We start from the raw sequence: 25,796 nt of genomic DNA on the forward strand, positions 1-25,796 counted from the left end.
TCCATGAAGCAATGGTTTAACTCAGGAAAACCCTGGATTTGGCTCACCGCAGGTTCTGTGAGTATCAGTCTGATCGCGGTTATCGGGCTGCTGATACTGATTGGCTGGCGCGGTCTGTCGTTCTTTTGGCCAGCGCAGATCCACGAGATGGATGTGCGTGCCAACGATGGCTCGATTTCGACCATCATTGGTGAAGTCTATGATACCGAAACGATTCCGCTTGAGCGTTTACAAGAGTCGGGTGTACAGCTGGATAACTTCAATGAACCGACACTTGATCGCTGGTTGATTAAGATTGGTAACCGTGAATACGTGCCACTTGATTTTACTTGGGTGCTCAAGCCGCAAATCGTCCGCGACGAAACGCCTTCCGATTTGGCTAAATTAGAACGCTCGAAAGACGGTAACTTCTACGGTTACGTCGTCGATGTTCTCGAAAATGGCGAGTCAGTAGCGAATTCAGAGAACGTGCATCAAATTCTTGAGGAGCGTATAGAGCGCGTCGTTGAAATCAACGAGCAAGCTGCGGATCTGCAAGACACCGAAATTGGTGCCATCAACTATCAGTTGAACCAGTTGCGTCTTGAGCGACGCGCGTTGGATCTTGAAGGGCAACTCACCGCTGAGGAAGAGGCTCGCATCAGTGCCGCTGAGCAACAACTGCGTGAAGACTATCAAGTGCTGGAACAAGAGCTGTTCGAACTGCGTGATCAAGCTAGCCGTGATGAAGTCGTGATGCGCGACATGCGTGGAGTAGAAGTAACGCTACCGATGTATCGCATGTTAGCCGTGTACTTTCCAAACGACATGAACTTGGTTGAAAAGCTTGGCCACTTCTTCGTCCAAATCGGTAAGTTCGTCAGCGAAGACCCGCGCGAAGCGAACACTGAAGGTGGTGTATTCCCAGCGATTTTCGGTACCGTATTTATGGTGCTGTTGATGTCGGTGATTGTGACGCCATTTGGTGTCGTTGCTGCAATTTACCTGCATGAATACGCAGGTAAAAACGCAGTGACTCGGCTTATACGGATCGCGGTGATTAACTTGGCGGGTGTACCCTCGATTGTTTACGGGGTATTCGGTTTAGGTTTCTTCGTCTACATGGTGGGTGGTTCGCTTGACCAAATCTTCTATCCAGAAGCCTTGCCGAGCCCAACCTTTGGTACACCGGGCGTCATGTGGGCGGCGATTACCTTGGCGATTCTAACTTTGCCAGTGGTCATTGTCTCGACCGAAGAAGGTTTGTCGCGTATTCCAAGCACGCTGCGCGAAGGTAGCTTGGCACTCGGTGCGACCAAAGCTGAAACCCTGTGGCGGATTATTATTCCAATGGCGTCACCGGCGATTATGACCGGTCTGATCTTGGCCGTCGCCCGAGCGGCGGGTGAGGTTGCACCATTGATGTTGGTAGGTGTGGTGAAGTCGGCACCGATGTTACCGGTGGATGGTAACTTCCCGTACTTCCATTTAGATCGCAAATTTATGCACTTAGGTTTCCACATTTATGATGTTGGCTTCCAGAGCCCGAACGTTGAAGCGGCGCGGCCGCTGGTTTACGCCACCTCGTTCCTGTTGGTAACGGTGATTATTGGCTTGAACTTAACGGCTATTGGTGTGCGTAACCATTTACGTGAAAAGTATCGCTCACTTGAGCATTAATTAACGAAGCAGAAGCGAAAAGGTCTTACTATGATTTCGGTAACTCCGACAAACAATCAGGCAGAGAGCCTCGATTTAGAAAATTTAACGGCGGATCAAACCGCTCTGGAAATTCGCAATTTGAATCTGCACTACGGCGATGCTCAAGCTTTGCATGATATTTCCATGGCAATTCCAAAGAACCGCGTCACCGCTTTTATCGGCCCATCGGGCTGCGGTAAATCAACCTTATTGCGTTGTATTAACCGCATGAACGACTTGGTTGAGATTTGTAAAATTACCGGCGAGATTCGTCTGCACGAGAAAAACATCTATGACAAAGATGTCGACGTTGCGGAATTACGTCGTCGTGTGGGCATGGTATTCCAGCGCCCGAACCCGTTCCCAAAATCAATTTACGAGAACGTGGTTTATGGCATGCGCTTGATGGGTGTGAACGACCGCCGTACTTTAGATGAAGTGGTCGAGCGTTCATTGAAAGGCGCAGCACTTTGGGAAGAAGTAAAAGATCGTCTAAACGCGAGTGCTTTCAGCTTGTCAGGTGGTCAGCAACAACGTTTGGTCATCGCCCGCGCTATCGCGATCGAGCCTGAAGTATTGTTGCTCGATGAACCGACTTCGGCACTTGACCCAATTTCAACTTTGACGATCGAAGAGTTGATCACTGAGTTGAAAGAAAAATACACCGTAGTCATTGTCACGCATAACATGCAACAAGCGGCGCGGGTATCGGACCAGACAGCCTTTATGTACATGGGTAAGCTGATTGAATATGCTGATACCAATACGCTGTTTACCACGCCGACCCAGAAGCAAACCGAAGATTACATTACTGGACGTTACGGCTAAGAGGAGCTGAATCATGGATAAATTAAATACTGGTCGGCACATCTCCGGCAAATTTAATGACGAACTCGATGCCGTCCGTACCCAAGTGATGAACATGGGCGGCTTGGTTGAGCAGCAACTACGTGACTCGCTGGTCGCGATTGAAAACTCAGACCATGAGCTTGCCGAGCAAGTCTTGCAACGCGACTATAAAATTAACGCGTTGGAAGTGCAGATTGATGAAGCTTGTGTGCAAATCATTGCCAAACGTCAGCCTGCGGCAAGTGACCTGCGTTTGATTATCGCTATTTTCAAAACCATTGCCGACTTAGAGCGCATTGGTGATGAAGCTGAGCGTATTGCGCGTGTGGCTCTTGAGAGTTTCAACAACGACCAGCAGCAGTTCTTGGTCAGTCTTGAGAACCTCGGTCAGCAGGTCTTGGCGATGTTGCATGGCGTGCTTGATGCATTTGCACGTATGGACCTCGACAGCGCCTATGAAGTGCACCAAATGGACGCCCAAGCCGACCGTCAATACGAAGGCTTAACGCGTCAATTGATGACTTACATGATGGAAGACCCGCGTGGGATTCCGAAGGTCATGAATGTACTTTGGTCAGCGCGTTCACTCGAGCGCATCGGTGACCGTTGCCAGAACATCGCCGAGTACATTATTTTCTTCGTCAAAGGTAAAGACGTACGTCATGTGTCGCCAGAATCCATGGCGCGCACCGTGGGTCGGCCGCAGCCTGACACTGAGTAAATAGGATTGCTTGCTGTAAGCGCCGACCACTAGGGTCGGCGTTTTTATTTGAAGGGCATAAACTTGGTCCGCAGCCAGTTGAGAATCACTGCTGCCAAGATAATATAAAGCGCTAAATTAACATGGGCGATAATCATCCAGCCGTCATTCGCACATGACGTCGAGAAGATAAAGCATGCGTGCCAAGTCACGAGCGCGAACGTGATGATTGGCGTCAACAACAGCAGGAGCACTGCAAACCCACGCCAGCGTAGTCTGAAAACATAGCTCAGAACAACAATAAGCAGTGCGGCGATACCAACTTCGGCGACTAGTGTTAAAGTGTCTGCCATTTGATTATCCTTTTTGCAACGTTTTTTTAAAATAACCAAGTTGGAATGGAACTGCAAGAGTCCAACTACATAGCGCCGGTGTCATAGCTGTTTTACAAGAGCATCGCGAGAGCGTTCAATGCGTTGCGAAATAAGCCGTCGGGTTTGTTGCTGAATATCGAGCTCCTTTGCAATTGCGTTAAACTCATCAACAACCTCGGTAACTGCAAAAATATCGTGTTTTGCCTGTGACCAGCGCGCGTAGCCAGCAGAGTTCGCTAACTTCTGCAGAGCTTTAAGCGGCGGTTCTTTACCATAACCAGCGTAGGCTGTGGCATGCTCGTTAAATGCGCTGGGGTTAAAAATGATGTCGTAGAACGGAGCTGGATGCCATGCTCCATTGTCATCGAGTAAAAATCCCCAGTTTTTACTGTGATCATCCTGATTACAGGTGAGTAAATTGAAAATTGCGCGCTTAAATTGTAATTGACCATAGGCTGGTGACCTACAGAGCATTCTGGTTGCTTTGATTAAATCATCATAGTCGAGGCTTGGCGTGCGAAAATCAGCGTCAAGCAACCCACAAGCACTATGAAAATGTTGTCGCCCCGAAGTAGTCGCAGAATTTCTCACATAATCGAAACGTTGCGTTGCGAGCCATTGTCGAGCCCCCGAGGCTTGCGGTGCATCGAGTAACTGCCACTTCGGTGGGCTGAGCTTAGCTTTTGCCGCTAAGGTTAAATAGGCTGCTTCACATAAGCCTTCTTCATGGCCTAATGGCAGGCTAGCTGAAGTAAATTTGACCAACCAAGCATCGTCTCCCGCAAGAGGCTTAGTGCGACAACTGGCGTAATCATTACCTTGGAAATAAATTTGTGCTTTCGGGCGTGCACCGCCTGAACCGCCAGCGGCAATAAGCTGTGCTAACACATCATCGGTTTGTCCATCGAAAACGGCTTGGGCGTTGAGACCAAGTGTAGCCAAGTCGATTTCTCCCTGGTCGAGCGGAACGTAATCAGATGTGGGGCTGAAACTCAGCGCTCCGAGCGCGGAATTGCCGACGAACGCAAGTCGATCCATTGCGGTGACGGTGTTAGGTAGTAGGTCGTGTTGCCGAAACACGCGATCTTGTAGCAACAATCCCCAACCATCAGGCAGTGAGTCGGCAAACAATCCATGTAAACCTGCGTGTGGTGAATGTGGCGCAGCTTGCACAGAATTGTCGAAGCGAAGACCGAACGGTGAGAGGTTATCGTGCTGGTCGAGGTAGTTTTGCGCGTACTGAAAGAATACACCCTGCCGATTTTGTGCAAGCGTACCCACGAGGACTTTCACTCCAGACATAAGGGTGCGGTGTACTTGGAGTTTCTTAACGGGTCTAAAACTCATCTTTCAGCACCTCTTCGATAGAGGTCGGCGTCATTGACCGTTGTGCTTGAGTAAGTGCGTAAAGTCGTTTTAAGTCATCGAGGGTTTGCCACAACAATAGCAACTGGCGAAATGAAATTTGCCCAGTTAACTCGAATTTCTTAATTGTGGAGGCGGGAACAGTGCTTTTTTCGGCAAGAGCCGCGCGCGACAGTTTTGCTTGCTCACGCGCGGCACGCAGGTAGTCCGCAAACGCAGACTGAACATCTTGCTCCACCAATAATTGATACTTCATAGTGCACCCAAAGTAGACATAATGGTGTCTATTATAGCCTAAAAAATGTGCTTTTGGATACAATGATATCTATTTGAGCGGCTATTCTTAGTACAAAACCCTAGCGCGAATGGTGCCTTCAATGGCGCGCATTTGCTCGAGCAGGTCGTCGGCGATGGTGCTCTCTTCCGGCGTGTCGACGTCGATGACCACGTAACCCACTTCGCTGTCGGTTTGCAGGTACTGACCCGAGACGTTGATGTTTTGCTCGGCCATGATTTGATTGATTTTGGTCAACATGCCGGGGCGGTTTTGGTGAATATGCAGCAAACGGCGGGCGCCGTGGTGCGCTGGCAATGATACTTCTGGGAAGTTGACTGCTGACAAGGTAGAGCCGTTGTCAGAGTAGTGAGCCAGTTTACCCGCCACTTCAATACCAATGTTTTCTTGTGCTTCTTGGGTTGAGCCACCAACATGCGGGGTCAGAATGCAGTTGTCGATACCGCGTAGTGGTGATTCGAACAAGTCGTTATTGCTGCTTGGTTCCACTGGGAAGACGTCAATCGCTGCGCCGCCCAAGTGACCGCTGCGCAGACTGGCAGCCAAATCTTCAATATTTACCACAGTACCGCGTGAGGCATTGATAAGAAGGGCGCCTTGTTTCATCTTGGCGAGTTGTGAAGCACTGATCATCCATTGGGTTTGCGCTGTTTCGGGTACGTGCAAAGTCACCACATCTGCTTGCTCCAGCAGGGCGTCGAGTGAACCGACCGAGAGGGCATTCCCTAGTGGCAGTTTGGTTTCAATGTCGTAAAAACGCACCTGCATACCGATTTGTTCGGCGAGGATACTCAACTGGCTACCTATATGGCCGTAGCCAATAATGCCAAGCACTTTGCCGCGCGCTTCGAATGAGCCGTTGGCTGATTTGTCCCAGCCTCCACGGTGAGCTGCGGCATTTTTCTCAGGTACGCGGCGCAACAACATAATGATTTCGGCTAGAACCAGTTCGGCTACACTACGGGTGTTGGAAAATGGTGCGTTAAAGACCACCACACCGTGACGGCGCGCCGCTGCCAGATCCACTTGGTTGGTACCGATACAAAAACAACCGACGCCGATTAACTTCTCAGCCGCGGCAAAGACTTTTTCGGTCAGTTGCGTACGAGAACGTATCCCCAAAAAGTGAACGTCTTTGACGCGCTCGCAAAGTTCCTCTTCGCTCAATGAAGTTTTCACATACTCAATCGAATCATAGCCCTGCTGTTTGAGCACGTTGACCGCACTGTCGTGAACGCCTTCTAAAAGTAAAATTTTGATTCGGTCTTTGGCGAGCGATACTTGCGACATGGCTGTTATTGCACCTTTTATTGGGATTATTTAAGGGTTTGGATACCGCTTGCGCTGGCAACGATGGTCACGTCAGCGCCGCGCTGGGCAAAGAGTCCGTTGGTGACGACACCGACGATATTGTTCAGCTGCTGCTCGAGATGAATCGGGTCGAGGATATCGAAGTTATGCACATCGAGGATCCAGTTACCATTATCGGTGGTCACGCCTTCACGCCAAACCGGGTCACCGCCGAGTTTGACGATTTCGCGGGCGATATACGAACGCGCCATGGGAATGACTTCGACAGGTATTGGAAAGCGACCGAGGCGACCTACTTGCTTACTTGAATCAACAATACAAACAAAGGTATCAGCAACTGCGGCGACAATTTTTTCGCGGGTGAGAGCAGCGCCACCACCTTTGACCATGCGCATGTGCTCGTCAATTTCATCGGCGCCATCGACGTAAATCGGTAGCTCGCTGACGCTATTTAGGTCAACCACACGAATGCCGTGCTGCTTCAATCGCTCAGTTGAAGCTTCCGAGCTTGAAACGGCGGCTTCGATATCATGTTTGATACTAGCGAGCGCATCAATGAAGAAGTTGACCGTGGAGCCCGTGCCGACACCTATGACTGCTTGCTGCGGCAAATTGGCTTTGACGTAGTCGAGAGCTGCTTCTGCAGCCTTTTGTTTTTGCTCGTTTTTCTGTTGTTCTGATGAGGTAGCCATGCCTGCTTCCTGAGTGAGTGGGCTATGGCTTTTCAGTATACATTTTTAGCATCTAAAGTCCCATATTTTTGTTGGTGTAATGACCCTAGGTAGTGGTACGTCCCAAGCTTCGGTCGGCAGGCTTTCGACGAACTGGCAATCATAGGCGAGGCCGATGGGATGTAGGTTGGGGTAGCGACCTGCGCGCCAACCGGCGAGGGTGCGATCATAAAAGCCGCCGCCCATGCCGAGACGGTTGCCCACAGCGTCAAAGCCAACCAAAGGAACGAATAAGACGTGGAGGCTTTGCAGCGGCACAACACGCTGGCATTCAAGCACTGGCTCCGGTATGGCGTATTCGTTGTGGCGCCATTCGCTGTGTTCGTCAATATGTAGCATCAATAAATGATGCTTGACGATAGGGTGCAGGACCGGGAGCGCCACACTGTGACCGCCGTGCTGTAGCGCTTGATTGAGCGTATGGGTTGGCAGCTCGGCACGAACACTGTGATAGCTGCCGATAGAGCACGGTTGCTGCAGCTCTGCAAGGGTCAATAGTTGCGTTTGGATGGCAGCAGCAGCCTGTTTGCGCTCTGCGGCACTTAGCGCTTTACGTGCGGCAAGCAACTCGCGCCGTAATTGCTGTCGGCTCGGCGCACTGCTATTCTGAGGCAATTGTCTTTTCATAGAGTGATTTATAGCATGTTGAAACGGGTTCTGACTACGCTAGTTTTGTCCACCATTATGTCTTCACAGCTCATGGCGGCTCCGCCGAAAGCACCACCACGTGGCGAGCAAGGTGAAGGGCCCTACGAACGGCTGATTTTGCGTGGGGTGAATCTGATCAACGGTGAAGGCGCACCGATGCAAGGCCCGGTCGACATTGTGATTGAAAACGATCGCATCAAAAATGTCGTCAGCGTGGGTAATCCTGGCGTGCCGATCCTTGAGCAGCGTCGCCCGAAAGCGGAGCCTGGCGATAAAGAACTCGATTTAACCGGCCACTACGTTTTGCCGGGCTTCATTGACATGCATGGACACATTGGCGGTTCTGCCGACGGTATCCCAGCAGAGTACGTGTTGAAATTGTGGTTAGCGCACGGCATTACCACGGTGCGCGAGCCGGGTAGTTTTAATGGGCTCGAGTGGACCAAATGGCACCAAGAGCAGGCCGCAAATAATTCCATCGTTTCACCGCGTATTATTCCGTACCTCGGCTATGGTATGAACAGCGACGAGCCGATTTTCAAGCCAGAGCAGGCCCGTGAGTGGGTGCGTGACATCAAGCAAAAGGGCGCAGAAGGCATTAAATTCTTCGGTGCACGGCCTGAAATTATGGCCGCAGCGCTCGATGAAGCTGAGAAGCAGGGCCTTGGCACCATGATGCACCATGCACAACTCAATGTAGTGCGCACCAACGTGGTGGACTCAGCGCGTTTGGGCCTCGACAGCATGGAACATTGGTACGGCTTGCCAGAGGCATTGTTCACCGAGCAAGTGATTCAGGACTATCCAGCCGACTACAATTACAACAACGAACAAGATCGCTTTGCCGAAGCGGGGCGCTTGTGGAAGCAAGCTGCCGAGCCGGGTTCAGAAAAATGGAACCAAGTGCGAGATGAGTTGATTGAGCTCGATTTCACCATTAACCCGACGCTGACCATTTACGAAGCCAGCCGCGACTTGATGCGTGAGCGCCAAGCCATTTGGCACAACGAATACACGCTGCCGCAGTTGTGGGAGTTCTTCGAACCCAGCCGCTATGCTCACGGTTCTTACTGGTTTGACTGGACCACCGACGAAGAAGTCGCGTGGCGCAAGAATTATCAAAAGTGGATGACCTTCTTGCAAGACTACAAAAACCACGGTGGGCGTATTACCACGGGTTCTGACGCGGGTTACATCTACAAAATCTACGGTTTCGGATTGATTCGCGAATTCGAATTGCTGCGTGAAGCGGGCTTTAACGCACTCGAAGTGGTGCAAGCGGCAACCTTGAATGGTGCAGAGGCATTGGGTCTTGAGCATGAAATTGGCTCTGTGGTGCCCGGTAAAAAAGCTGACCTCGTGGTCGTAGCAGAGAATCCACTGGCGAACTTCAAAGTGTTGTACGGCACAGGCCATTTCAAGTTGAACGATCAGAACGAACCGATTCGCACCAAAGGCGTTCGCTACACCATTAAAGACGGTATCGTTTACGATGCGCAAGAATTACTCAGTGATGTGCGTCGCTTGGTCGCCGAGGCGAAGGCCGACCAAGAGTAAAAATAGGGAAAAGGGTGATCACCCAGGATGCCGCTGCGTGCTTTGGCCCTTGAACCCACTGGTTCAAGGCGGGGCGCAAATCAACGGCCGTAGGCTTCTCGATACATGTCGAGCTTGCACAATAGCCGGTCAGTGAGCCCCTTTACTGATGACATCGGCTCAGGGACATTAGCGTGCTGGCGCACATCCCAGGCGATCCTAACTTTTTACTTCCGCCCTGGACGCTGTTCGCTGGTAACTTGCTCCAGGGTTTCTTGCAGCAACTTAATCTTTTCTTCCAGCTCTTGAATGCGCTGCTGTTGTTCATGCTCGAGTTTGCTGCTCTCGTGGCTTAAATTCAGCGCTGCCATCACCGCTATCTGCTCGGGGTGGCTGAGCTTGGTCGCTTGGCGAATATGCTCAAGCTTGTGATTCAGCTTGTCTGCGGCTTGCTGCAACGCAACTTCCTGCCCCTCAGGGCAATTCACTTTGTAGTGACGGTCCATCAACTTGATGTCCATGGTGCGTTGAGTCATTTCACAGTTCCTTGCTGTTTTGTTGTCGTTTGCGCACATTATGCCATGCTTGAAGGGGCTTTGTCAGCTAGCCTGAAAAGACTGACAGTGGTAGGATGCAATGCAAACCATGCAAGAGAAAATAGCTTATGTCAGAGCGCAAATCGCCAGAAGATAAAACTGAACTTACCAGCTCACAGAGCTACGATCGGTTGACCGAGTTTTTTGAGCATCAAGGGTTACTTGCAAGCGGGGCAGAGGTGCATGGCTTGCTGACCGGGATGGTCGCTGGGGGCGCCAGTATTGAAGGTGACGAGTGGCTGTTGTTGCTCAGTGATTTGATTAACGAAGGGCAATCGTTTAAGCCGCAGTTGCGTGAACACGTAAAAATGATGGCAGCAGAAACCTGTGCGAGCTTGCGTGATCCGGATCTTGGTTTTCAGCTTATTTTACCTAGCGATCACGAGCCGCTGCATGAGCGTCTGCAGGCACTCACAGCGTGGGTGCAATCGTTTTTAGTCGGTTTTGGCGTAAATCAAACGAATTTAGCCGGACTTTCTGCCGATTTGCGTGAAGCTATCGATGACATGGTCGAAATTGCGAAACTCGATATCACCATCGAAGACGATGAAGAAGCCGAGCGTGCCTATTTTGAAATCATGGAGTATCTGCGAATTTCAGCCATGTTGTGCTTCAACGAGCTTGGGCAAAACGCCAATACCACCTGCAAAACGAATAAAACCCTGCATTAAGTTGATCTCCAAGGAGTAATGTTGCTATGGCCTCAGCTGTACCCGTTGCCGAATACCAGCGCCGCCGCGAGCAGGTTCTCGAAAAGCTTGAAGCGTGTGGCGAAACGGCCATTGCGGTGATTCCAAGCGCCCACTTAGCTACGCGGAGCAACGACACGGAGTACCCGTTTCGGCAAAATAGTGACTTCTTTTATTTGACCGGTTTCAATGAACCCGATGCAGTACTGGTACTGGCGCCACATGCCGAATTACCGGTACAACTCTACTGCCAACCGAAAGATCCGCAGCAAGAAGTGTGGCACGGTCGTCGATTAGGCGTCGCGCGCGCGGTCGAAGCCCTGGGTGTAGACGTTGCGCACGCCATTGACGACCTTGATGAGCACTTGTGGCAATTATTGGACGGTACCCACACGGTGTATTGCGATCAGAGCAATCAAGACTTCTTTCAACAGCTCTTGGGCTTAGCAGCCGAGCTGCGCAACAGTGGTAAGCGCGGAGTGCAGCCGCCGCAACGCTGGCAAGATGTGTCGCCTTGGTTGCATAGCATGCGATTAGTGAAATCCGCGGCTGAACTTGAGGTCATGCGCAAAGCTGCAAACATCAGTGTCGATGCCCACAAAAGGGCCATGCAGTTTGTGGCGCCTGGGCGCTTTGAGTATCAAGTGGCAGCTGAGCTGCATCACGCGTTCGCTATGCAAGGTGCTGCGGCACCGGCTTATGGCACCATTTGTGGAGGTGGTGAAAACGCCTGCATTTTGCACTACACCGAAAATAATGCAGTGCTAAATGACGGTGACTTGATCTTGATCGATGCCGGCGCCGAATATCAGGGGTATGCTGCCGATATTACTCGGACGTTCCCGGTAAATGGCCGTTTTAGTGAGCCACAAAAACAGCTTTATGAGGTCGTGTTGCAGGCGCAACTGGCCTCTTTGGAGAGTATTAAGCCCGGCGCGACGTTGCAGCAAATACAAGATATCGCGGCACAGGCATTGACCGAAGGTCTGGTTGAGCTTGGAATCCTGCGCGGCTCCGTACAGGACAATATGGAGCAAGCAACCTACCGGCGCTACTTTATTCATGGCCTCGGCCATTGGTTAGGTCTTGATGTGCATGACGTGGGTGATGTCCGTCGCGGCGATAAATCAACGCCGTTTAAGCCGGGCATGGTGCTGACCGTCGAACCTGGACTTTATATTCCGGCCGATGCCGAAGAAGTTGACGCAAAGTGGCGTGGTATGGGGATTCGTATTGAGGATGATGTAGTGGTGACCGAAACGGGCCATGACAACCTCACCGCAGCCGTTCCGAAAACAGTGACAGAGATAGAAGCGTGGATGCAAAACAAGTAACACCGGTGGTGATTGCTGGCGGCGGCCTCGTTGGCTCGCTGATGGCGTTTTTGTTTGCCCAACAACGCCCAGACGTTGTGGTTAAAGTTGTTGAACCCCAAGCGGACGGGCCAGTACCGGACAAACGCACCATTGCCTTAGCGGCTGCTACCGTAGACCTGTTGAACGGCCAAGGAATTTGGCATGATCTTGCGGCGCAAGCCGAAGCGATTCGTCACATCCACGTCAGCGACCGCGGTTATCTGGGCGCCACGCGACTGCATGCCGAGCAAGAAGGCGTTGCCGCACTCGGGTATGTTGTGCCTGCGGCCGCGCTCAATAAAGCTTTATATGAACGCATCCAAAGCTTACCGAACGTCGAGTGGCTTGCCGGTAGCAAAGTCGCACGACTCGAACAACAGCAAGATGATTGTATCGTCACGCTTGAAACGCCCAGCGGCGAGCAACAACTACAAGCGCAACTAGTGGTGGGAGCCGACGGCCAACGTTCGTTTATCCGCGAGCAACTTGGCATTGGCGTAAAGACCACCGACTATGGGCAAGTGGGCATTATTGCCAACATTGACTTGGACAAACCATTAGAAGGCTGGGCCTACGAACGCTTCACCGAAACCGGGCCATTGGCATTATTGCCACTGCCGGACCAGCAAGCGTCATTGGTATGGAGCGTTGACGAAGAGCAGGCGGAAGCCGTGTTGGCACTCTCGGACAATGAATTCTTAGCGCAATTACAAAGTGCATTTGGTTACCGCGCAGGACGCTTTACCGGCATCGGTCAGCGCCTGCAATTTCCGTTGCGTTTACACTTAGCTGAACGCAGCGTGGCGCATCGAGCGGTGCTCATAGGTAATGCCTCGCATACTTTGCACCCGATTGCTGGACAAGGCTTTAATCTTGGTGTTCGCGATGCGATTTGTTTAAGCGATCAGCTCGCGCGAGCCACCGATTTTGGCAGCTATGCAACGCTTGCTGCCTACTGGCGCGAACGTGAACAGGACTACAACAACATCATTGGCTTAACCGATCTTTTAGTGCGTGGCTTTTCCAATCACCACTGGCCACTCACCAAGTTCCGTAACCTTGCACTTTTGGGACTCGATGCTGTGCCGCCATTGCGCCAAGCGTTTGCGCGACAAACCATGGGGCTGGCGCCGCTCGCCCGTCGCGCAAGCTCGCTGCAAATAGAGAAAGGAGAGAGATCATGAGCCAACGTTTTATTGTGGTCGGCGGCGGCATGATTGGCTTAGCGGCTGCTTTAGGTCTGCGTCAGCAAGGTCACCGTGTGGTGCTGCTTGAGCGTGGACCACAACCTTCTTATGGCGAGGAAACAGAGTTGCGCGTGAGTGCTATTGCGCATCACAGTCGCGACCTGTTGCAACAACTGGGTGTTTGGGAGCGCCTGCCCACTGCCCGACTAGGGCCCTATCAAGCGATGGAAGTTTGGGACCACGACAGTTTTGGCCGTATTCAGTTTGGCGCACACGAAGTCAATCAAACGGACCTCGGCGCCATCGTTGAAAACAAAGTTATTGAAGCCGAATTATGGCTGGCAGCGGCAGAGGCTGGGGTCGACTTGCAAGCCGAGACCGAAGTGCTCAAGCACAGTATCGCGGACGACCAAGTAAGCGTGACCACCGCGGCGACCACCTACACTGCGGACTATCTGATTGCCGCCGATGGCGTGCGCTCGCCACTGCGCCAAGCCGCTGGCTTACCTATGACCTTTTGGGACTATGAACAGCAAGGCTGTGTGGCAGTGGTCAAATGTTCAGCGCCGCACGGCGGTTGTGCGCGCCAAGTTTTTTTACCGAGTGGCCCAGTGGCGTGGTTACCGTTGGGTGATAGCCATCATGTCTCTCTGGTTTGGTCGGCGGATACCGCGATTGCCGAAGAGCTTAAAGGTCTGAGCGCTGAAGCGTTTAGCAAACGTCTACAAGCCGTCAGTGATGGCGCTTTAGGCTCCTTAGAGTTAGCCTCAGAGCGCGCCTATTTCCCACTGCGCATGCAATACACTCGCAGTTGGTTGGCGCAGCGTATGCTATTGCTTGGTGATGCGGCGCACAGTATCCACCCGTTGGCAGGGCAGGGAGCAAACCTTGGCTTTGGTGACGTACAGGCGTTGCTGAAGCTCACCAATAACGACTTCGGCCACACCGAATTACGCAACTGGGAGCGCGAGCGCAAAGTGGCAGCGGTACAAATGATCACCGCCATGGAAAGCTTCAAGCGTGGTTTTGCTGGCAGTAACCCACTGCTTAAACTGGTTCGCGGTATCGGTTTGAAACTAGCTAACGATGTGGCGCCATTAAAGCGCAGCCTGATCAAATCCGCTCTTGGATAAAGGCCGCTAACTGCTGGGCGGCGGAATTCTCTGCTGCCCGCGTAGACAACATCACCCCAACTTCACCTAGCTCTGGTAACGGCGTGCCATCAGCACAGCGCTGAATCTTTTCAAGGTGCGGTGGGACCGTACTTTGCGCCAAAACCGTGATCCCCAAGCCGCTCTCAATCGCTGCAGTAAGACCACTAAAATCAGAATTGGTATAGGTAATACGCGACTGAATTCCAGCGTTGCGCAGGGCCTTCAAGGCGCGTCGGCGATAAATACAGCCGTCCGGCGCAACCACCAAAGGTAGCGGTGCGGGCAGTAAGTGGCTATCACTATTGCCCACCCAAACCAGTGGTTCTTGGCGTAATTCCAGCCATTGCACCGGATTCACCCATTGCGCCGCATCTTTGCCGCCACTTTCGGTGAGCGCAATAATGACATCAAAATCATCGGCGCTGGCCACCAATTGACGGCTCAGGCCCGAACTGACTTCGAGCGCGACGTTAGGATAGCCCTGGGCAAATTGCCCAAGCACTTGCGGTAATAACTTACTGGCAAACTCACTGGTCATGCCCAGCCGCACGCGACCGCTCAGTTCTGGCTCGGTTAGGCGAGCGATGATTTGATCGTTCAAGCTCAAGATGGAACGCGCTGCTTCAAGTAGCTCATTGCCTGCCGGGGTGAGCTGAATGCGGCCTCCGGTGCGAGCATATAGACGCATCCCTAGCATTTCTTCTAAACGCTGCAACTGCAGGCTAATAGCCGGCTGCGAGCGATTGAGCTGTTGTCCGGCAGCGGTAAAACTTTGTAGGTCATAGACGCTGACAAAAGCACGAAGACTGTCCATCGAGAGCTGCTGCATAGGTGATTTAGCCCTTAAAATATAATTAGACGTAATATACGGCTAAAGATTATTAATAAAACAAATAATAGCATAAGGAATTTTAATTTGTTGCCAGCGCCTTAGAGTTTTATAATTGCCGCCACTTTTATGCGAAACAACAGGACATCGATGCCATGGCAAATCGTACCCCTTTATTCGACGCGCATGTGAAAGCTGGCGCAAAAATGGTCGACTTTCACGGTTGGGACATGCCGCTCAACTACGGCTCGCAAATCGAAGAGCACAATGCCGTGCGTAAAGATTCGGGTGTGTTTGATGTCTCCCACATGACCATCGTTGATGTAGCGGGCGCCGAAGCCAAAGCCTTCTTACGTAAAATGCTCGCCAACGACGTGGCGAAGTTATCAGTCCCTGGCAAAGCCCAGTACAGCAGCATGCTGAATGACAAGGGCGGCGTTATCGATGACCTTATCGTTTACTACTTTTCTGATGAGTCGTACCGCTTAGTTGTTAACTCAGCAACGCGTGAGCGCGATGTTGCTTGGATCCAAGAAGTTGCCAGCAAGTTCGATGTGACCATTACTGAACAAACCGAGCTAGGCATGGTTGCGTTGCAAGGCCCGAAAGCTGCTGAAAAACTACGTTTAGTGATTGGCGACGAAGCATTCGCTGAAGTTGATGGCATGCGCCCATTTATGTCTGCACAGGTCGGTGACTTGTTCATCGCGACCACTGGCTACACTGGTGAAGCAGGCTACGAGATCGTATTGCCAGCAAGCGCCATTGAGAAAATGTGGGATGACCTGTTAAACGTTGGCGTACAGCCATGTGGTTTAGGCGCACGTGATACCTTGCGCTTAGAAGCAGGGATGAACCTGTACGGTCAAGATATGGACGAGAGCATTACTCCACTCGAAGCCAACATGGGCTGGAGCGTGGCATTTGAGCCAGAAGACCGTGATTTCATCGGTCGCGAAGCACTCGAGAAACAAAAAGCCGAAGGCCACGACAAGCTTGTCGGCTTAGTCATGCGCGAAAAAGGCGTATTGCGTCACGGCCAGAAAGTGGTGGTCGATGGTGGCGAAGGTGTGATCACCTCAGGTACCTTCTCGCCAACCTTAGGCTTCTCGATTGCGATGGCGCGCGTACCGAATTCAGTGGGCGAAACCGCTGAAGTGGAAATGCGCAAAAAATTCGTTACAGTTAGCGTGGTGAAGCCAAGCTTCGTACGCAACGGTAAAGGTCTGGTCTAAGCGACAACCTGCAAACACAACAGAACAACTAATTTGAGGATCACAACATGAGCTCAATTCCAAAGGAATTAAAGTACGCATCAACCCACGAGTGGGTTCGTAACGAAGGTGATGGTGTGTTCACCGTAGGTATTTCTGAGCACGCTCAGGACTTGCTGGGTGACATGGTGTTTGTCGAGTTACCAGAAGTTGGTGACACTGTAGCGGCAGGTGATGATGTTGCAGTAGCAGAGTCAGTTAAAGCAGCGTCTGACATCTACGCGCCAATTGGTGGCGAAATTATCGCTATCAACGAAGACCTCGAAGATGCGCCAGAAACAGTAAACAGTGATCCTTATGGCGACGGTTGGCTATTTAAGATTAAAGCCGACGACCCAAGCGAAGTAGAAGGCTTGCTTGATGCCGAAGGTTATCAAGCAGTTATCGACGAAGACTAATTTGGCAATGGATTGCAAAACCCCGGTCACGAAACCGGGGTTTTGTGTTTCCTGACCTGTGTTTTAACCCCGAACTGAGGGACGAGAAGTAAATGACCACAGCAACGCTCAAGCAGTTAGAGAATCATGGCGAATTTATCGGCCGTCACATTGGCCCAAGCGCCGATGAACAGGCTGAAATGCTCGCCGTTTTAGGTGCCGAGTCACTCGAAGCACTGACCAAAGACACGGTACCAGGCGCAATTTTGCGTGACCCGTTCTTGCAAGTAGGTGAGCCGCTATCTGAACGTGAAGCTCTTGCGAAGCTGAAAACCATTGCGCAGAAAAATAAAGTTCTGACCTCGTTCATCGGTATGGGTTACTACGACACCTTAGTGCCAAACGTTATTTTGCGTAACGTATTGGAAAACCCAGGTTGGTATACAGCGTACACGCCGTACCAGCCGGAAATTGCCCAAGGCCGTTTGGAAGCCATTTTGAACTTCCAGCAAATGACCATGGATTTGACTGGCCTTGACCTTGCCAGCGCGTCATTGCTTGATGAAGCCACTGCCGCTGCCGAAGCCATGGCAATGGCCAAGCGCGTAAGCAAGAGCAAATCGAACGCATACTTTGTTGCTGACAACGTCTACCCACAAACCATCGACGTGGTAAAAACCCGCGCCGAAATGTTTGGCTTTGAAATCATTGTGGCTCCTGCCCGTGAAGCGGCTGACCACGATGTTTTCGGTGCTTTGTTCCAATACCCAGATCGCTTTGGTCAGTTGCACAACCTTGAGCAACTGATTGCTGACGTACAGGCGAAGAAGGGTGTGGTAGCGGTTGCTGCGGACATCATGAGCTTGGTGATGTTGAAGTCGCCGGGCGAAATGGGTGCCGACATGGTACTCGGTTCAGCGCAGCGCTTCGGTGTACCTATGGGCTATGGCGGTCCACACGCAGCGTTCTTTGCTACTCGTGACAAGTACAAGCGTTCATTGCCTGGCCGTATTATCGGTGTCTCAAAAGACAGCCGCGGCAAGCTTGCTTTGCGTATGGCGATGCAAACCCGTGAGCAGCACATCCGTCGTGAGAAAGCCAACTCGAACATCTGTACCGCGCAGGTATTACTGGCCAATATGGCGTCATTCTATGCGGTGTATCACGGTCCACAAGGCTTGCGCACAATCGCTGAGCGCATTCATCGCTTGACCGACATCGTTGCGCTTGGCTTGCAAGATAAAGGCGTACAGCTGGAAACCTCACACTGGTTCGACACCTTGACCTTTATGCTTGAAGGCAATCAAGAAGAAATCATCGACCGCGCCGTGGCGCATGGGTTGAACTTACGAGTGGATGGCGACAACCAGTTTGGCGTAAGCTTGGACGAAGCCAAGACTCGTGATGACGTGGAAAACCTCTTCACCGCATTGTTCGGCGATGACCACGGCCTTGACGTGGACATGCTCGATTCGCGTGTCGGTTCAGGTGACGTACAGTCGATTCCAAGCGAGCTTGAGCGCACCAGCGCTATCTTGGAACACGAAGTATTCAACACGCACCACTCAGAAACCGAGATGCTGCGTTACATCAAAAAGCTTGAGAACAAAGACTTGAGCTTGAACCACAGCATGATCTCACTCGGCTCGTGTACCATGAAGCTGAACGCGACCGCTGAGATGATCCCAGTGACCTGGCCTGAGTTCGGTCAGTTGCACCCGTTCTGCCCTGAAGATCAAGCTGCTGGCTACTACGAGTTGCTACGCACCTTGTCGACCTGGCTCATCGACATCACTGGCTACGACGCCATGTCAATGCAGCCAAACTCAGGCGCACAAGGTGAGTACGCTGGTCTGTTAGCCATTCAGAAGTACCACGAAAGCCGTGGTGACGCGCACCGTAACATCTGCTTGATCCCAAGCTCAGCGCACGGCACCAACCCTGCGTCTGCTCAGATGATGGGCATGAAAGTTGTGGTTGTCGACTGCGACAAGAACGGTAACGTTGACCTTGACGACCTGAAAGCCAAAGCGGCAGAAGCGGGCGACAACCTGTCGTGCATCATGGTCACCTACCCGTCAACGCACGGCGTGTACGAAGAAGGTATTCGTACCATCTGTGACGTAGTGCACGAGCACGGCGGTCAGGTCTACCTTGACGGTGCCAACATGAACGCGCAAGTAGGCGTGACCTCACCAGGTTATGTAGGCGCGGACGTATCGCACCTGAACTTGCACAAAACCTTCTGTATTCCACACGGTGGTGGCGGTCCTGGTATGGGCCCAATCGGTGTGAAGAAGCACTTAGCACCGTTCTTACCAAACCACAGCGTCGTGCCAATTCACGGCACAGGCTTGAACAATGGCGCAGTCTCAGCAGCACCATTTGGTAGCGCGAGCATCTTGCCAATCTCATGGATGTACATCGTGATGATGGGCTCACGTGGCTTGCGCGAAGCGACTGAAGTAGCGATTTTGAACGCCAACTACATCGCTAAGAAGCTCAGTGGTCACTACCCGATCTTGTACAAAGGCCGTAACGACCGTGTTGCGCACGAGTGCATCATCGACCTGCGTCCATTAAAAGACGCCGCCGACGTTGCTGAAATCGACATCGCCAAGCGCCTGCAAGACTACGGCTTCCACTCACCAACCATGAGCTTCCCAGTTGCGGGCACCTTGATGGTCGAGCCAACCGAGTCAGAGTCGAAGTACGAGCTGGATCGCTTCATCGAAGCCATGATCTCGATTCGCGAAGAAGTGAAGAAAGTCGAAAGTGGCGAGTGGCCGCAGGACAACAACCCGTTGCACCATGCACCACATACCTTGGCTGACATCACCTCTGGTGAATGGGACCGTCCGTACGACCGCGTCACCGCTGTCTACCCAGTCGCTGCCGTTGCCGAGAACAAGTTCTGGCCATCGGTTAACCGTATCGACGACGTGTACGGCGACCGTAACCTGATGTGTAGCTGCCCAGCGATTGATGATTATCGTTAACGCCTGTTGGTAGTTGGTTTTGAATGATGAATGCCCTCCGCTTGGAGGGCATTTTTGTTTGTGGGGGTTGGTAAGCAGATATTGTCCACTATGACTTTTGTGTAATTGCGCACACGGAATTAAGAAGCTAGCTTAATATTTTTAAGCCTTACAGGGAGTGTTCGTTGTGAAGTGGCTTCTCATTGCATTAGTTAGTATTTTGACTTTTTACTCACCGACAGCAGAGAGCTGCTCATTTCGCATTAAAGGTGGCGACCTCATTCGTTGTGGCATGACTAAAATTGAAGTCATGGACAAAATCGGCAACCCCGACATGCGCGATCGACAATCTGTTGGCGTCAATACCGGATTCGGCCGTGGCGGCAGATCCGCCGAAGCATGGTCTTACATCGTACGCGGCGACATCGGCGGTGAGTACTACCTAACCGTTCTATTTTCGGGCAGTAAAGTTGTGGAGATTGAATCGCGGCAGGCGCGTTGGTAGTGTCGGCTTTGAGCGAAGAGCGGACGTTGACTTGTTCTTATATGTTCGTCCGTTTCAGACAAATTGCGGACCTTCAACGCCGCCTTAAGCTGCGCGAGCGTCGGGCGACCGAAGGGAGCGTAATTGATGGCTTGGTTATGCTTATTATAGGTCTACTGCGTCCTGAACTACTTCAGACCAAGATTTATTGGAATGCCACTCATCGTACTTTACCATTATTGGCAAGTAATGCTCTGGAATGTCTGATTCTGGCGCGTTGCTATACACATACGCCATACCTTCTCTAAACCATTCAGGTTTCATCATGGTCGAAACAGGGCCAATCTCATAAAATTGGAACCAATGAACCAATTCGTGCTGAGTGATGTAACGTTGCCACGATTCAGGAGCTATAACCGTACCGAGAAACGGATAAGAAATCGCTCGCTCATTTCCTCCACCAAACGACTGGTAGCACTCTACAGTAGAGCAATAAACAAACGTGGGGCTAGCTCTAAGTGGAAGTCGAGCTGCAGAGATGTTCTTTACCGCAGAGCCATAAAGTTCAATAGCCTGATCCATCCCCCTCGTATCCTCCACGCACACTGAGCCGTTGCACGTCACTCCATTTAAATGAGGCAGAAGTAACCTTAACGGCTTTGCATATGACCAAGCGAGCGCTGGAATTAACGCAATTACTAAAACCATAAATAGTTTTCGCATCACACTGAGTCCTTATGCATAACAGCTTATTACTAAGACTTCATAGTAGCACTCGTTTCCCCTTAGAAACCATATTCTTTGTTTTCTTAGGAAGGAATCTGAAATGTCGGCTTTACGTACTAAGCTGCCCTCGCGAAATAAATTAGAGGCGGCAGCTGTTGGCACATAGCGGACGACCAAGTTTAAGCACCCAAGGAATAATCAGAAAATGCATTCTCACTCGCAGAAAGTTCAGATTGTCCACTTCCCCATTAGTGAGACGTTCTAAACTCGACTGTTCCGATAATTGGGTCTAGACCGAAGATTGTGGCAAATCACTAATAGGTTCATGCGGGCTTTCATCGGAGTAATTGATGCGATTTCGCATGCTCGCGAGAATAACCCAAATAAGCACGCATCGAGAAATCCTAGCCGAAAGGTTTCAACGAACGAAAAAGCCTACGTTTCAAAAGACCGCTCAATCCCCTAGCTCTCTTCATATTTGCTTACAGTATGTGAGCTTTGTCGTATTGACACATGCGCAATTATTGTTCACATTTAATTACAAAAGCGTACGTAATTTTTACACAAACCTTGGTTGGTAAAACGAATGACAGGCAGATGCAGGGTGTGGCAGTCGGGCTTTACGCTGGTAGAGCTAATGATTGTCGCGGCGATTGTGGCTATTTTGGCTGCGGTCGCCTTACCTAATTATAAAGATTATGTGGAACGTGGTTACGTGACCACCGCCAGCGCAGACCTTGTGGCACTGAGTCTTGCGTTGACGAATCGGTTCCAACGCCAGCTCAGTTATCCAACCGTTACGACGACTTCAACTGCAGATACTAAAAGTGAGGTGACCGGTTGGGCGCCCGCTGAAACGCAGTATTTCGATTTCACCATGGCCTCAACCACAGCTGGGTATACCTTGACCGCGACAGGTAAAGGTCGCCTCGATGGTTGTACTTTAACCTTGCAAGATGACAACACACGCAGCATTTCAGGCGATTGCGCGGGAGTTGAATCATGGTAAATCAGCGTGCTTTCTCATTAATTGAACTGCTAGTGGTGGTGACCATTGTCGGCATCCTTATTTTAGTGGCGATACCTTTTACGCGTGGCTGGAATGATAGTGCCCAAGTGGCGGAAGCCGAATCGATTTTGAAGCGCGCGGTTGGCAAGGCGCAGGCAGTGGCATTGCGCAATCCCACTGGCAGTGACGCCAGTGCGGCCGCTGCGGGCGTAAAGCAAACCGGTACGACGCTGTTAGTCTGCGAAGGAAGCCCGACATCTGCCAGTTGCAGTGCGGCCGGCAGTGCACTGATTTGGCGTGAAGAGTTACCCGCCGGTGTAACGCTCAATGTAGAAGGTGCCGCTTTAGCAACCATCGCGATGAATAATCGCGGCCGTATCATCAACGGTAGCGGCCAAGTCCAAGTCCTTAATTACACCGTGGCCCGTGGGGAGGTGCGTGATGATGACGCGAATAACCGTCTCTACTAGTCAGCACAAACAAAAAGGTATGACGCTCATCGAGGCGCTGGTTGCGGCAGTGCTACTCGGTATCATCCTCTTAGGGCTTACCTACGCGTTGTCGCGAGCAATCGTGAGCCAGCGCTACACCGAAACGCAAAGTCTTTGGCTACAAGAAACCCGAGAGAATCTGCAAGGTGTTGGCCTGGAGCGTATCTGCGCTCAGGGTGAAACTCCACAAGCGGTCACGAACTTGCCAACGAATGTAGCGGCCACGGCGCAATGTATTAATGCTGACGTTGAAGTGTCAGTACCGGGGTTGGAACGCACGATTGCCAGCTCGCGCTTGCAATTGACCACAGCGAACACAGCGCAAAACCAATCACTTTTTGGCGGTGATGGTGAATTGCTGTTCACTGAGAACTAAGGAACCAAGACGATGATGCAACAGACGCAACGCGGTGTTTCCTTAATCAGCTTACTGGTGGGCTTAGTTATTGCTTCCATCGTGGTCTTAGCGATGATGACTGTCTACCAAACCAGTGTGCGCGCAATGGCGACTTCGGCGGAGTCGGCGCGCTTGCATAGTGAGAGCTTGGCCAGTCTGCTGACCACACATTTGAGTATTCAAGGTGCCGGTTTCGGCGTACCGCCACAGGAGCTTGCCGATAATCCAGAATCAGCAATCGACCTAAATGCCGCGCATTTTAATGGCGCCGGTAAACTCGTGCCCGGCGGCGCAGGTACCGCTTTGGTCTGGCGCGTCGGTATTGATACGAATAATGATTTTTTTGCTGATAGCTACCAGTGCGAAGGCCTCTATGTCAGTGCCGACCGCGGAATCGTGCAGTTGGTCAGCTCAGATAATTGCGCCACTGCGCGCAGCAATACCTGGCCAAGTAAGAACTGGGTTCAGTTACCTTTGCTCGAGCCTTCGCGTTTGGTATCCCCAAGTGGCGAGGCGCCGGTAATTGCCAACTTTTTCATGCGTATGGACGACCGCGATCCGCCTTGCTCGCCTTATGGAGTAAGCGCGACGACAAGCTCTGAAGGAGTGTTGGGGCGTCGTTCCGTCACTATCGGCTATCAACGTTTGGTGGACGGTACGAATCAAACGGTGGCAAGTACGACTTGCTTAGTCAACTTATTACCGGAGGACGCCTAAATGACTCGTCTACGTCAGCAAGAAGGTGCTGCAGCGGTATTGTTGTTGTTAGTCGTGAGCTTAGCAATTGTCGCCGCGGTATTTGTTGGCATGCGGCAAATATCGGTGTCGCAAGACAAAACTCAAGCATTGCACGCACAAAGCCAAGCGCAGCTCAAAGCATGGCGCGGCGCCGATGTTGTCTATGATTATTTTCACCAACTGACTGTTACCGAGGGCAATAGCTGGGCCGATCTTGAAGTCGAGCTGAGTAACGCCATTAGTTCGACCAATGTAAGTGAAGCCGACATTCTCGATGGTGATCCTGCTGCCTTTATTCGTGCAGTCACCACCCCTGACCCGAACCTTGATGAGCACTATGTAACAGTCGATATCGTGGCTTCCTCAGGTACCGGCGGGCCTGCGGCAGCAACCTCGACTTTGCGCTTGGTCTACTTGTTGGCTGGGCCAGGTAGTGTCGGCGGAGGTAATGGTTTACCTTCAGTCATCACCTTTAATCGTAACCTTAATCTGCGCGGCAATATCGATGTTGTCACCGAAGACGACCAAGAATATGTGGTGAATGTGAAAGGGGACGTCACCACCCAAGGCAACAGTATTCGCGGTATCGATACGATTAACGCAGACGGTTCGATTGAAATTGGTAGTGGCTCCTCGTTCAACAATCTCAACGCCAACGGTGACATTAAACTTACCGGTAGTGTTTCGGGTGAACAAAACCTAACAGCGCTCGGAGATATTTGTATCACCGGTGGTGCCTCTGCGATGGGCACGGTGAAGGCAAACGGTTCAGTGGTTGGCTCCGGCAGCGCGAGTTATGGTGACGTAACGGCAATAGGTAAAAGTGACAACCTCTTTCATACCTTGTTATGCCGTCCTATAGGTGACGATCGCAACGGCGACATCATTGCAGTCGACTTGCGCAATAATGCGTCGGCGATTTCCGTTAAGAGTGGCGGGACTGTGCAACTTAACTCTGGCGACATTGGGAGTTTGCAGGGCGAAGCTGATCTCATCACCCTAAACTGGGGCGGCAACGTTGATGGTGTAATCAAAGGAAACTTTTACAACTACGGTAACCCAGCGATGGATAACCGGGTGACGCGCAACCCTAATTTAAGTTTAGGGCTCACTCCGCTCGACCCGTTGATTGTCGATACCGCAACTTTCAATGCTTACCAGTATGAATCCGAGGCGAACTACGTTTTCCGTATGGCCAACAACGACATGAAAGTTGAAGTGAAAAATGTCGAGGGCATCCCCGATGGTGAGTATTTCTTAGGCGACAATACCGGTGTGCAAGGGCCGAAAAAAGATCGCCTTTGCCAAAACAAAAATTGTAGCGGCCAATCTTTTGCCCTGTGCCGAGGTCACTCAGACTGGAATAACTGTTTTAGCTATCAGAAACAGCAGAATCGATGGGTGATAAACGGCGTCAGTATGGCTCCTGGCGTAGCGCTTTTTGAGGGCAATCTGCGCTTGAGTAATGGTGTTTACTACAACACGTTCATTGCCACCGGTGATATTGAAACTTCAGGTAACCACGCGAACTACGCTCCCAACTATGCTGGTTACAGCGGTGAAGTTGACAACGTTGAGTACGCACCCAAAGGGGTTTGTACCAACCGTATCGTCGGTATGGCACCCAAGCAATTCTGTAAAGCCGACGGTAGCTTTGATACAGAAGCTTCAAATGGCTTAGGAAATTACGCTTATATGGCTGGTAGTGAAGTCAACCAGACCTATGTCGGCGGCAATATTGAGCTCGGTGCTTCAACGCGCTCACATGGTAATGTGCTCGCGGGTAACGAATTCCAGAGTGGCGGTAACACTGAAGTGCACGGATATATCAGTGCTTTAGCGCAGGGCGCACCAAGCTTTAATGATATGGGCGGCAGCACCAGTATTATCTTACGTGACTTACCGCCAACCTTCACTCCAGGCAGTGCGCTCAATCCAGGAAATGGCGGCGGTAATAATGGTGGTGGCGGAAGCGCTGGCGCCCTCGATAGAGTGGTATTAGTATGGAGTCGTTATTTATAAG

General features: G+C 51.5%; 26 protein-coding genes and 1 other RNA gene. 17 read left to right on the forward strand and 10 right to left on the reverse strand.

What is annotated here, in order from left to right:
- Nucleotides 1-3: 3 nt before the first annotated feature.
- Genes pstA through phoU form a run of 3 tightly spaced genes read left to right on the forward strand, consistent with a single transcriptional unit; the run spans nucleotide 4 to nucleotide 3,250 of the window.
- Nucleotides 4-1,659 carry a phosphate ABC transporter permease PstA gene (gene pstA, locus CWE21_RS08995; RefSeq protein WP_126834097.1) on the forward strand — a complete coding sequence of 552 codons (1,656 nt, stop codon included), beginning with the start codon at nucleotides 4-6 and terminating at the stop codon, nucleotides 1,657-1,659.
- A gap of 30 nt (nucleotides 1,660-1,689) precedes the next feature.
- The gene (gene pstB / locus CWE21_RS09000; RefSeq protein WP_126834098.1) at nucleotides 1,690-2,508 is read left to right on the forward strand and encodes a phosphate ABC transporter ATP-binding protein PstB; all 819 of its coding nucleotides are present in this window, start codon (nucleotides 1,690-1,692) and stop codon (nucleotides 2,506-2,508) included.
- A 13-nt stretch (nucleotides 2,509-2,521) separates the two neighbouring features.
- Nucleotides 2,522-3,250: a phosphate signaling complex protein PhoU gene (gene phoU / locus CWE21_RS09005; protein WP_126834099.1), complete on the forward strand. Its 729-nt coding sequence runs from the start codon at nucleotides 2,522-2,524 to the stop codon at nucleotides 3,248-3,250.
- A gap of 44 nt (nucleotides 3,251-3,294) precedes the next feature.
- Here the strand turns inward: phoU and CWE21_RS09010 are convergent, their stop codons facing one another.
- The 6 genes from CWE21_RS09010 to CWE21_RS09035 form a co-directional block, all read right to left on the reverse strand.
- Nucleotides 3,295-3,582, reverse strand: coding sequence for a hypothetical protein (locus tag CWE21_RS09010; protein ID WP_126834100.1), 288 nt, complete (start codon nucleotides 3,580-3,582; stop codon nucleotides 3,295-3,297).
- 81 nt (nucleotides 3,583-3,663) lie between these two features.
- Complete coding sequence (locus tag CWE21_RS09015; protein ID WP_126834101.1) at nucleotides 3,664-4,950, reverse strand: type II toxin-antitoxin system HipA family toxin; 1,287 nt, start codon at nucleotides 4,948-4,950, stop codon at nucleotides 3,664-3,666.
- The gene (locus CWE21_RS09020) at nucleotides 4,940-5,224 is read right to left on the reverse strand and encodes a helix-turn-helix domain-containing protein (protein WP_126834102.1); all 285 of its coding nucleotides are present in this window, start codon (nucleotides 5,222-5,224) and stop codon (nucleotides 4,940-4,942) included. The genes CWE21_RS09015 and CWE21_RS09020 overlap by 11 nt, the downstream gene beginning before the upstream one ends.
- Nucleotides 5,225-5,311: 87 nt before the next feature.
- The gene (gene serA, locus CWE21_RS09025) at nucleotides 5,312-6,553 is read right to left on the reverse strand and encodes a phosphoglycerate dehydrogenase (protein ID WP_126834103.1); all 1,242 of its coding nucleotides are present in this window, start codon (nucleotides 6,551-6,553) and stop codon (nucleotides 5,312-5,314) included.
- A 26-nt stretch (nucleotides 6,554-6,579) separates the two neighbouring features.
- Nucleotides 6,580-7,266 (reverse strand): ribose-5-phosphate isomerase RpiA, encoded by a 687-nt coding sequence (gene rpiA, locus CWE21_RS09030; protein WP_126834104.1) that lies wholly within the window; start codon nucleotides 7,264-7,266, stop codon nucleotides 6,580-6,582.
- Nucleotides 7,267-7,311: 45 nt separating this feature from the next.
- Nucleotides 7,312-7,932, reverse strand: coding sequence for a 5-formyltetrahydrofolate cyclo-ligase (locus CWE21_RS09035; RefSeq protein ID WP_126834105.1), 621 nt, complete (start codon nucleotides 7,930-7,932; stop codon nucleotides 7,312-7,314).
- Between the two features lie 57 nt (nucleotides 7,933-7,989).
- On the opposite strand from CWE21_RS09035, the gene CWE21_RS09040 reads away from it, so the two are divergent.
- A complete protein-coding gene (locus CWE21_RS09040; protein WP_241970268.1) occupies nucleotides 7,990-9,510 on the forward strand; it encodes an amidohydrolase family protein in 1,521 nt (506 codons plus the stop codon).
- A 15-nt stretch (nucleotides 9,511-9,525) separates the two neighbouring features.
- Here the strand turns inward: CWE21_RS09040 and ssrS are convergent.
- Nucleotides 9,526-9,708: non-coding RNA, 6S RNA (gene ssrS, locus CWE21_RS09045), on the reverse strand.
- Nucleotides 9,709-9,716: 8 nt separating this feature from the next.
- A complete protein-coding gene (locus tag CWE21_RS09050) occupies nucleotides 9,717-10,025 on the reverse strand; it encodes a cell division protein ZapA (RefSeq protein ID WP_126834107.1) in 309 nt (102 codons plus the stop codon).
- Nucleotides 10,026-10,153: 128 nt separating this feature from the next.
- Here CWE21_RS09050 and CWE21_RS09055 point away from each other — a divergent pair, with 128 nt between their 5' ends.
- The 4 genes from CWE21_RS09055 to CWE21_RS09070 are packed head-to-tail and all read left to right on the forward strand — an operon-like array spanning nucleotide 10,154 to nucleotide 14,449.
- Entirely contained in the window at nucleotides 10,154-10,756 is a 603-nt protein-coding gene (locus CWE21_RS09055; RefSeq protein ID WP_126834108.1) for a UPF0149 family protein, read from the forward strand.
- A 26-nt stretch (nucleotides 10,757-10,782) separates the two neighbouring features.
- Nucleotides 10,783-12,108, forward strand: coding sequence for a Xaa-Pro aminopeptidase (pepP, locus tag CWE21_RS09060; RefSeq protein ID WP_126834109.1), 1,326 nt, complete (start codon nucleotides 10,783-10,785; stop codon nucleotides 12,106-12,108).
- On the forward strand, nucleotides 12,090-13,313 hold the full coding sequence (gene ubiH, locus CWE21_RS09065) for a 2-octaprenyl-6-methoxyphenyl hydroxylase (protein WP_126834110.1): 1,224 nt from the start codon (nucleotides 12,090-12,092) through the stop codon (nucleotides 13,311-13,313). Before pepP ends, ubiH begins: the two co-directional genes overlap by 19 nt.
- Nucleotides 13,310-14,449, forward strand: coding sequence for an FAD-dependent oxidoreductase (locus tag CWE21_RS09070; RefSeq protein WP_126834111.1), 1,140 nt, complete (start codon nucleotides 13,310-13,312; stop codon nucleotides 14,447-14,449). Before ubiH ends, CWE21_RS09070 begins: the two co-directional genes overlap by 4 nt.
- On the opposite strand, the gene CWE21_RS09075 is transcribed toward CWE21_RS09070, so the two are convergent.
- The gene (locus CWE21_RS09075; protein ID WP_126834112.1) at nucleotides 14,430-15,299 is read right to left on the reverse strand and encodes a LysR family transcriptional regulator; all 870 of its coding nucleotides are present in this window, start codon (nucleotides 15,297-15,299) and stop codon (nucleotides 14,430-14,432) included. The two genes, CWE21_RS09070 and CWE21_RS09075, sit on opposite strands and share 20 nt — an antisense overlap.
- Nucleotides 15,300-15,454: 155 nt before the next feature.
- On the opposite strand from CWE21_RS09075, the gene gcvT reads away from it, so the two are divergent.
- The 4 genes from gcvT to CWE21_RS09095 all read left to right on the forward strand — a co-directional run bounded on the left by gcvT (nucleotide 15,455) and on the right by CWE21_RS09095 (nucleotide 20,433).
- Nucleotides 15,455-16,534 carry a glycine cleavage system aminomethyltransferase GcvT gene (gene gcvT, locus CWE21_RS09080; protein WP_126834113.1) on the forward strand — a complete coding sequence of 360 codons (1,080 nt, stop codon included), beginning with the start codon at nucleotides 15,455-15,457 and terminating at the stop codon, nucleotides 16,532-16,534.
- Between the two features lie 47 nt (nucleotides 16,535-16,581).
- Nucleotides 16,582-16,971: a glycine cleavage system protein GcvH gene (gene gcvH, locus CWE21_RS09085; protein ID WP_126834114.1), complete on the forward strand. Its 390-nt coding sequence runs from the start codon at nucleotides 16,582-16,584 to the stop codon at nucleotides 16,969-16,971.
- Nucleotides 16,972-17,063: 92 nt separating this feature from the next.
- The gene (gcvP, locus tag CWE21_RS09090; protein ID WP_126834115.1) at nucleotides 17,064-19,949 is read left to right on the forward strand and encodes an aminomethyl-transferring glycine dehydrogenase; all 2,886 of its coding nucleotides are present in this window, start codon (nucleotides 17,064-17,066) and stop codon (nucleotides 19,947-19,949) included.
- Between the two features lie 166 nt (nucleotides 19,950-20,115).
- Nucleotides 20,116-20,433: a DUF2845 domain-containing protein gene (locus CWE21_RS09095; RefSeq protein WP_126834116.1), complete on the forward strand. Its 318-nt coding sequence runs from the start codon at nucleotides 20,116-20,118 to the stop codon at nucleotides 20,431-20,433.
- Between the two features lie 144 nt (nucleotides 20,434-20,577).
- Here the strand turns inward: CWE21_RS09095 and CWE21_RS09100 are convergent, their stop codons facing one another.
- Nucleotides 20,578-20,994, reverse strand: coding sequence for a hypothetical protein (locus tag CWE21_RS09100; RefSeq protein WP_206750250.1), 417 nt, complete (start codon nucleotides 20,992-20,994; stop codon nucleotides 20,578-20,580).
- Nucleotides 20,995-21,724: 730 nt separating this feature from the next.
- Here CWE21_RS09100 and CWE21_RS13560 point away from each other — a divergent pair.
- The 5 genes from CWE21_RS13560 to CWE21_RS09125 are packed head-to-tail and all read left to right on the forward strand — an operon-like array spanning nucleotide 21,725 to nucleotide 25,795.
- Nucleotides 21,725-22,147 carry a type IV pilin protein gene (locus CWE21_RS13560; protein ID WP_126834118.1) on the forward strand — a complete coding sequence of 141 codons (423 nt, stop codon included), beginning with the start codon at nucleotides 21,725-21,727 and terminating at the stop codon, nucleotides 22,145-22,147.
- Complete coding sequence (locus tag CWE21_RS09110; protein WP_126834119.1) at nucleotides 22,141-22,617, forward strand: type IV pilin protein; 477 nt, start codon at nucleotides 22,141-22,143, stop codon at nucleotides 22,615-22,617. Before CWE21_RS13560 ends, CWE21_RS09110 begins: the two co-directional genes overlap by 7 nt.
- Nucleotides 22,589-23,014 (forward strand): prepilin-type N-terminal cleavage/methylation domain-containing protein, encoded by a 426-nt coding sequence (locus tag CWE21_RS09115; protein WP_126834120.1) that lies wholly within the window; start codon nucleotides 22,589-22,591, stop codon nucleotides 23,012-23,014. The genes CWE21_RS09110 and CWE21_RS09115 overlap by 29 nt, the downstream gene beginning before the upstream one ends.
- A 12-nt stretch (nucleotides 23,015-23,026) precedes the next feature.
- Nucleotides 23,027-23,752, forward strand: coding sequence for a PilW family protein (locus tag CWE21_RS09120; RefSeq protein WP_126834121.1), 726 nt, complete (start codon nucleotides 23,027-23,029; stop codon nucleotides 23,750-23,752).
- Nucleotides 23,753-25,795: a hypothetical protein gene (locus CWE21_RS09125; RefSeq protein WP_126834122.1), complete on the forward strand. Its 2,043-nt coding sequence runs from the start codon at nucleotides 23,753-23,755 to the stop codon at nucleotides 25,793-25,795.
- The last annotated feature ends 1 nt before the right edge of the window (nucleotide 25,796 follow it).

Origin of the sequence: Pseudidiomarina aquimaris (assembly GCF_003987395.1) — a bacterium.
Classification (GTDB): Bacteria; Pseudomonadota; Gammaproteobacteria; order Enterobacterales; family Alteromonadaceae; genus Pseudidiomarina; species Pseudidiomarina aquimaris.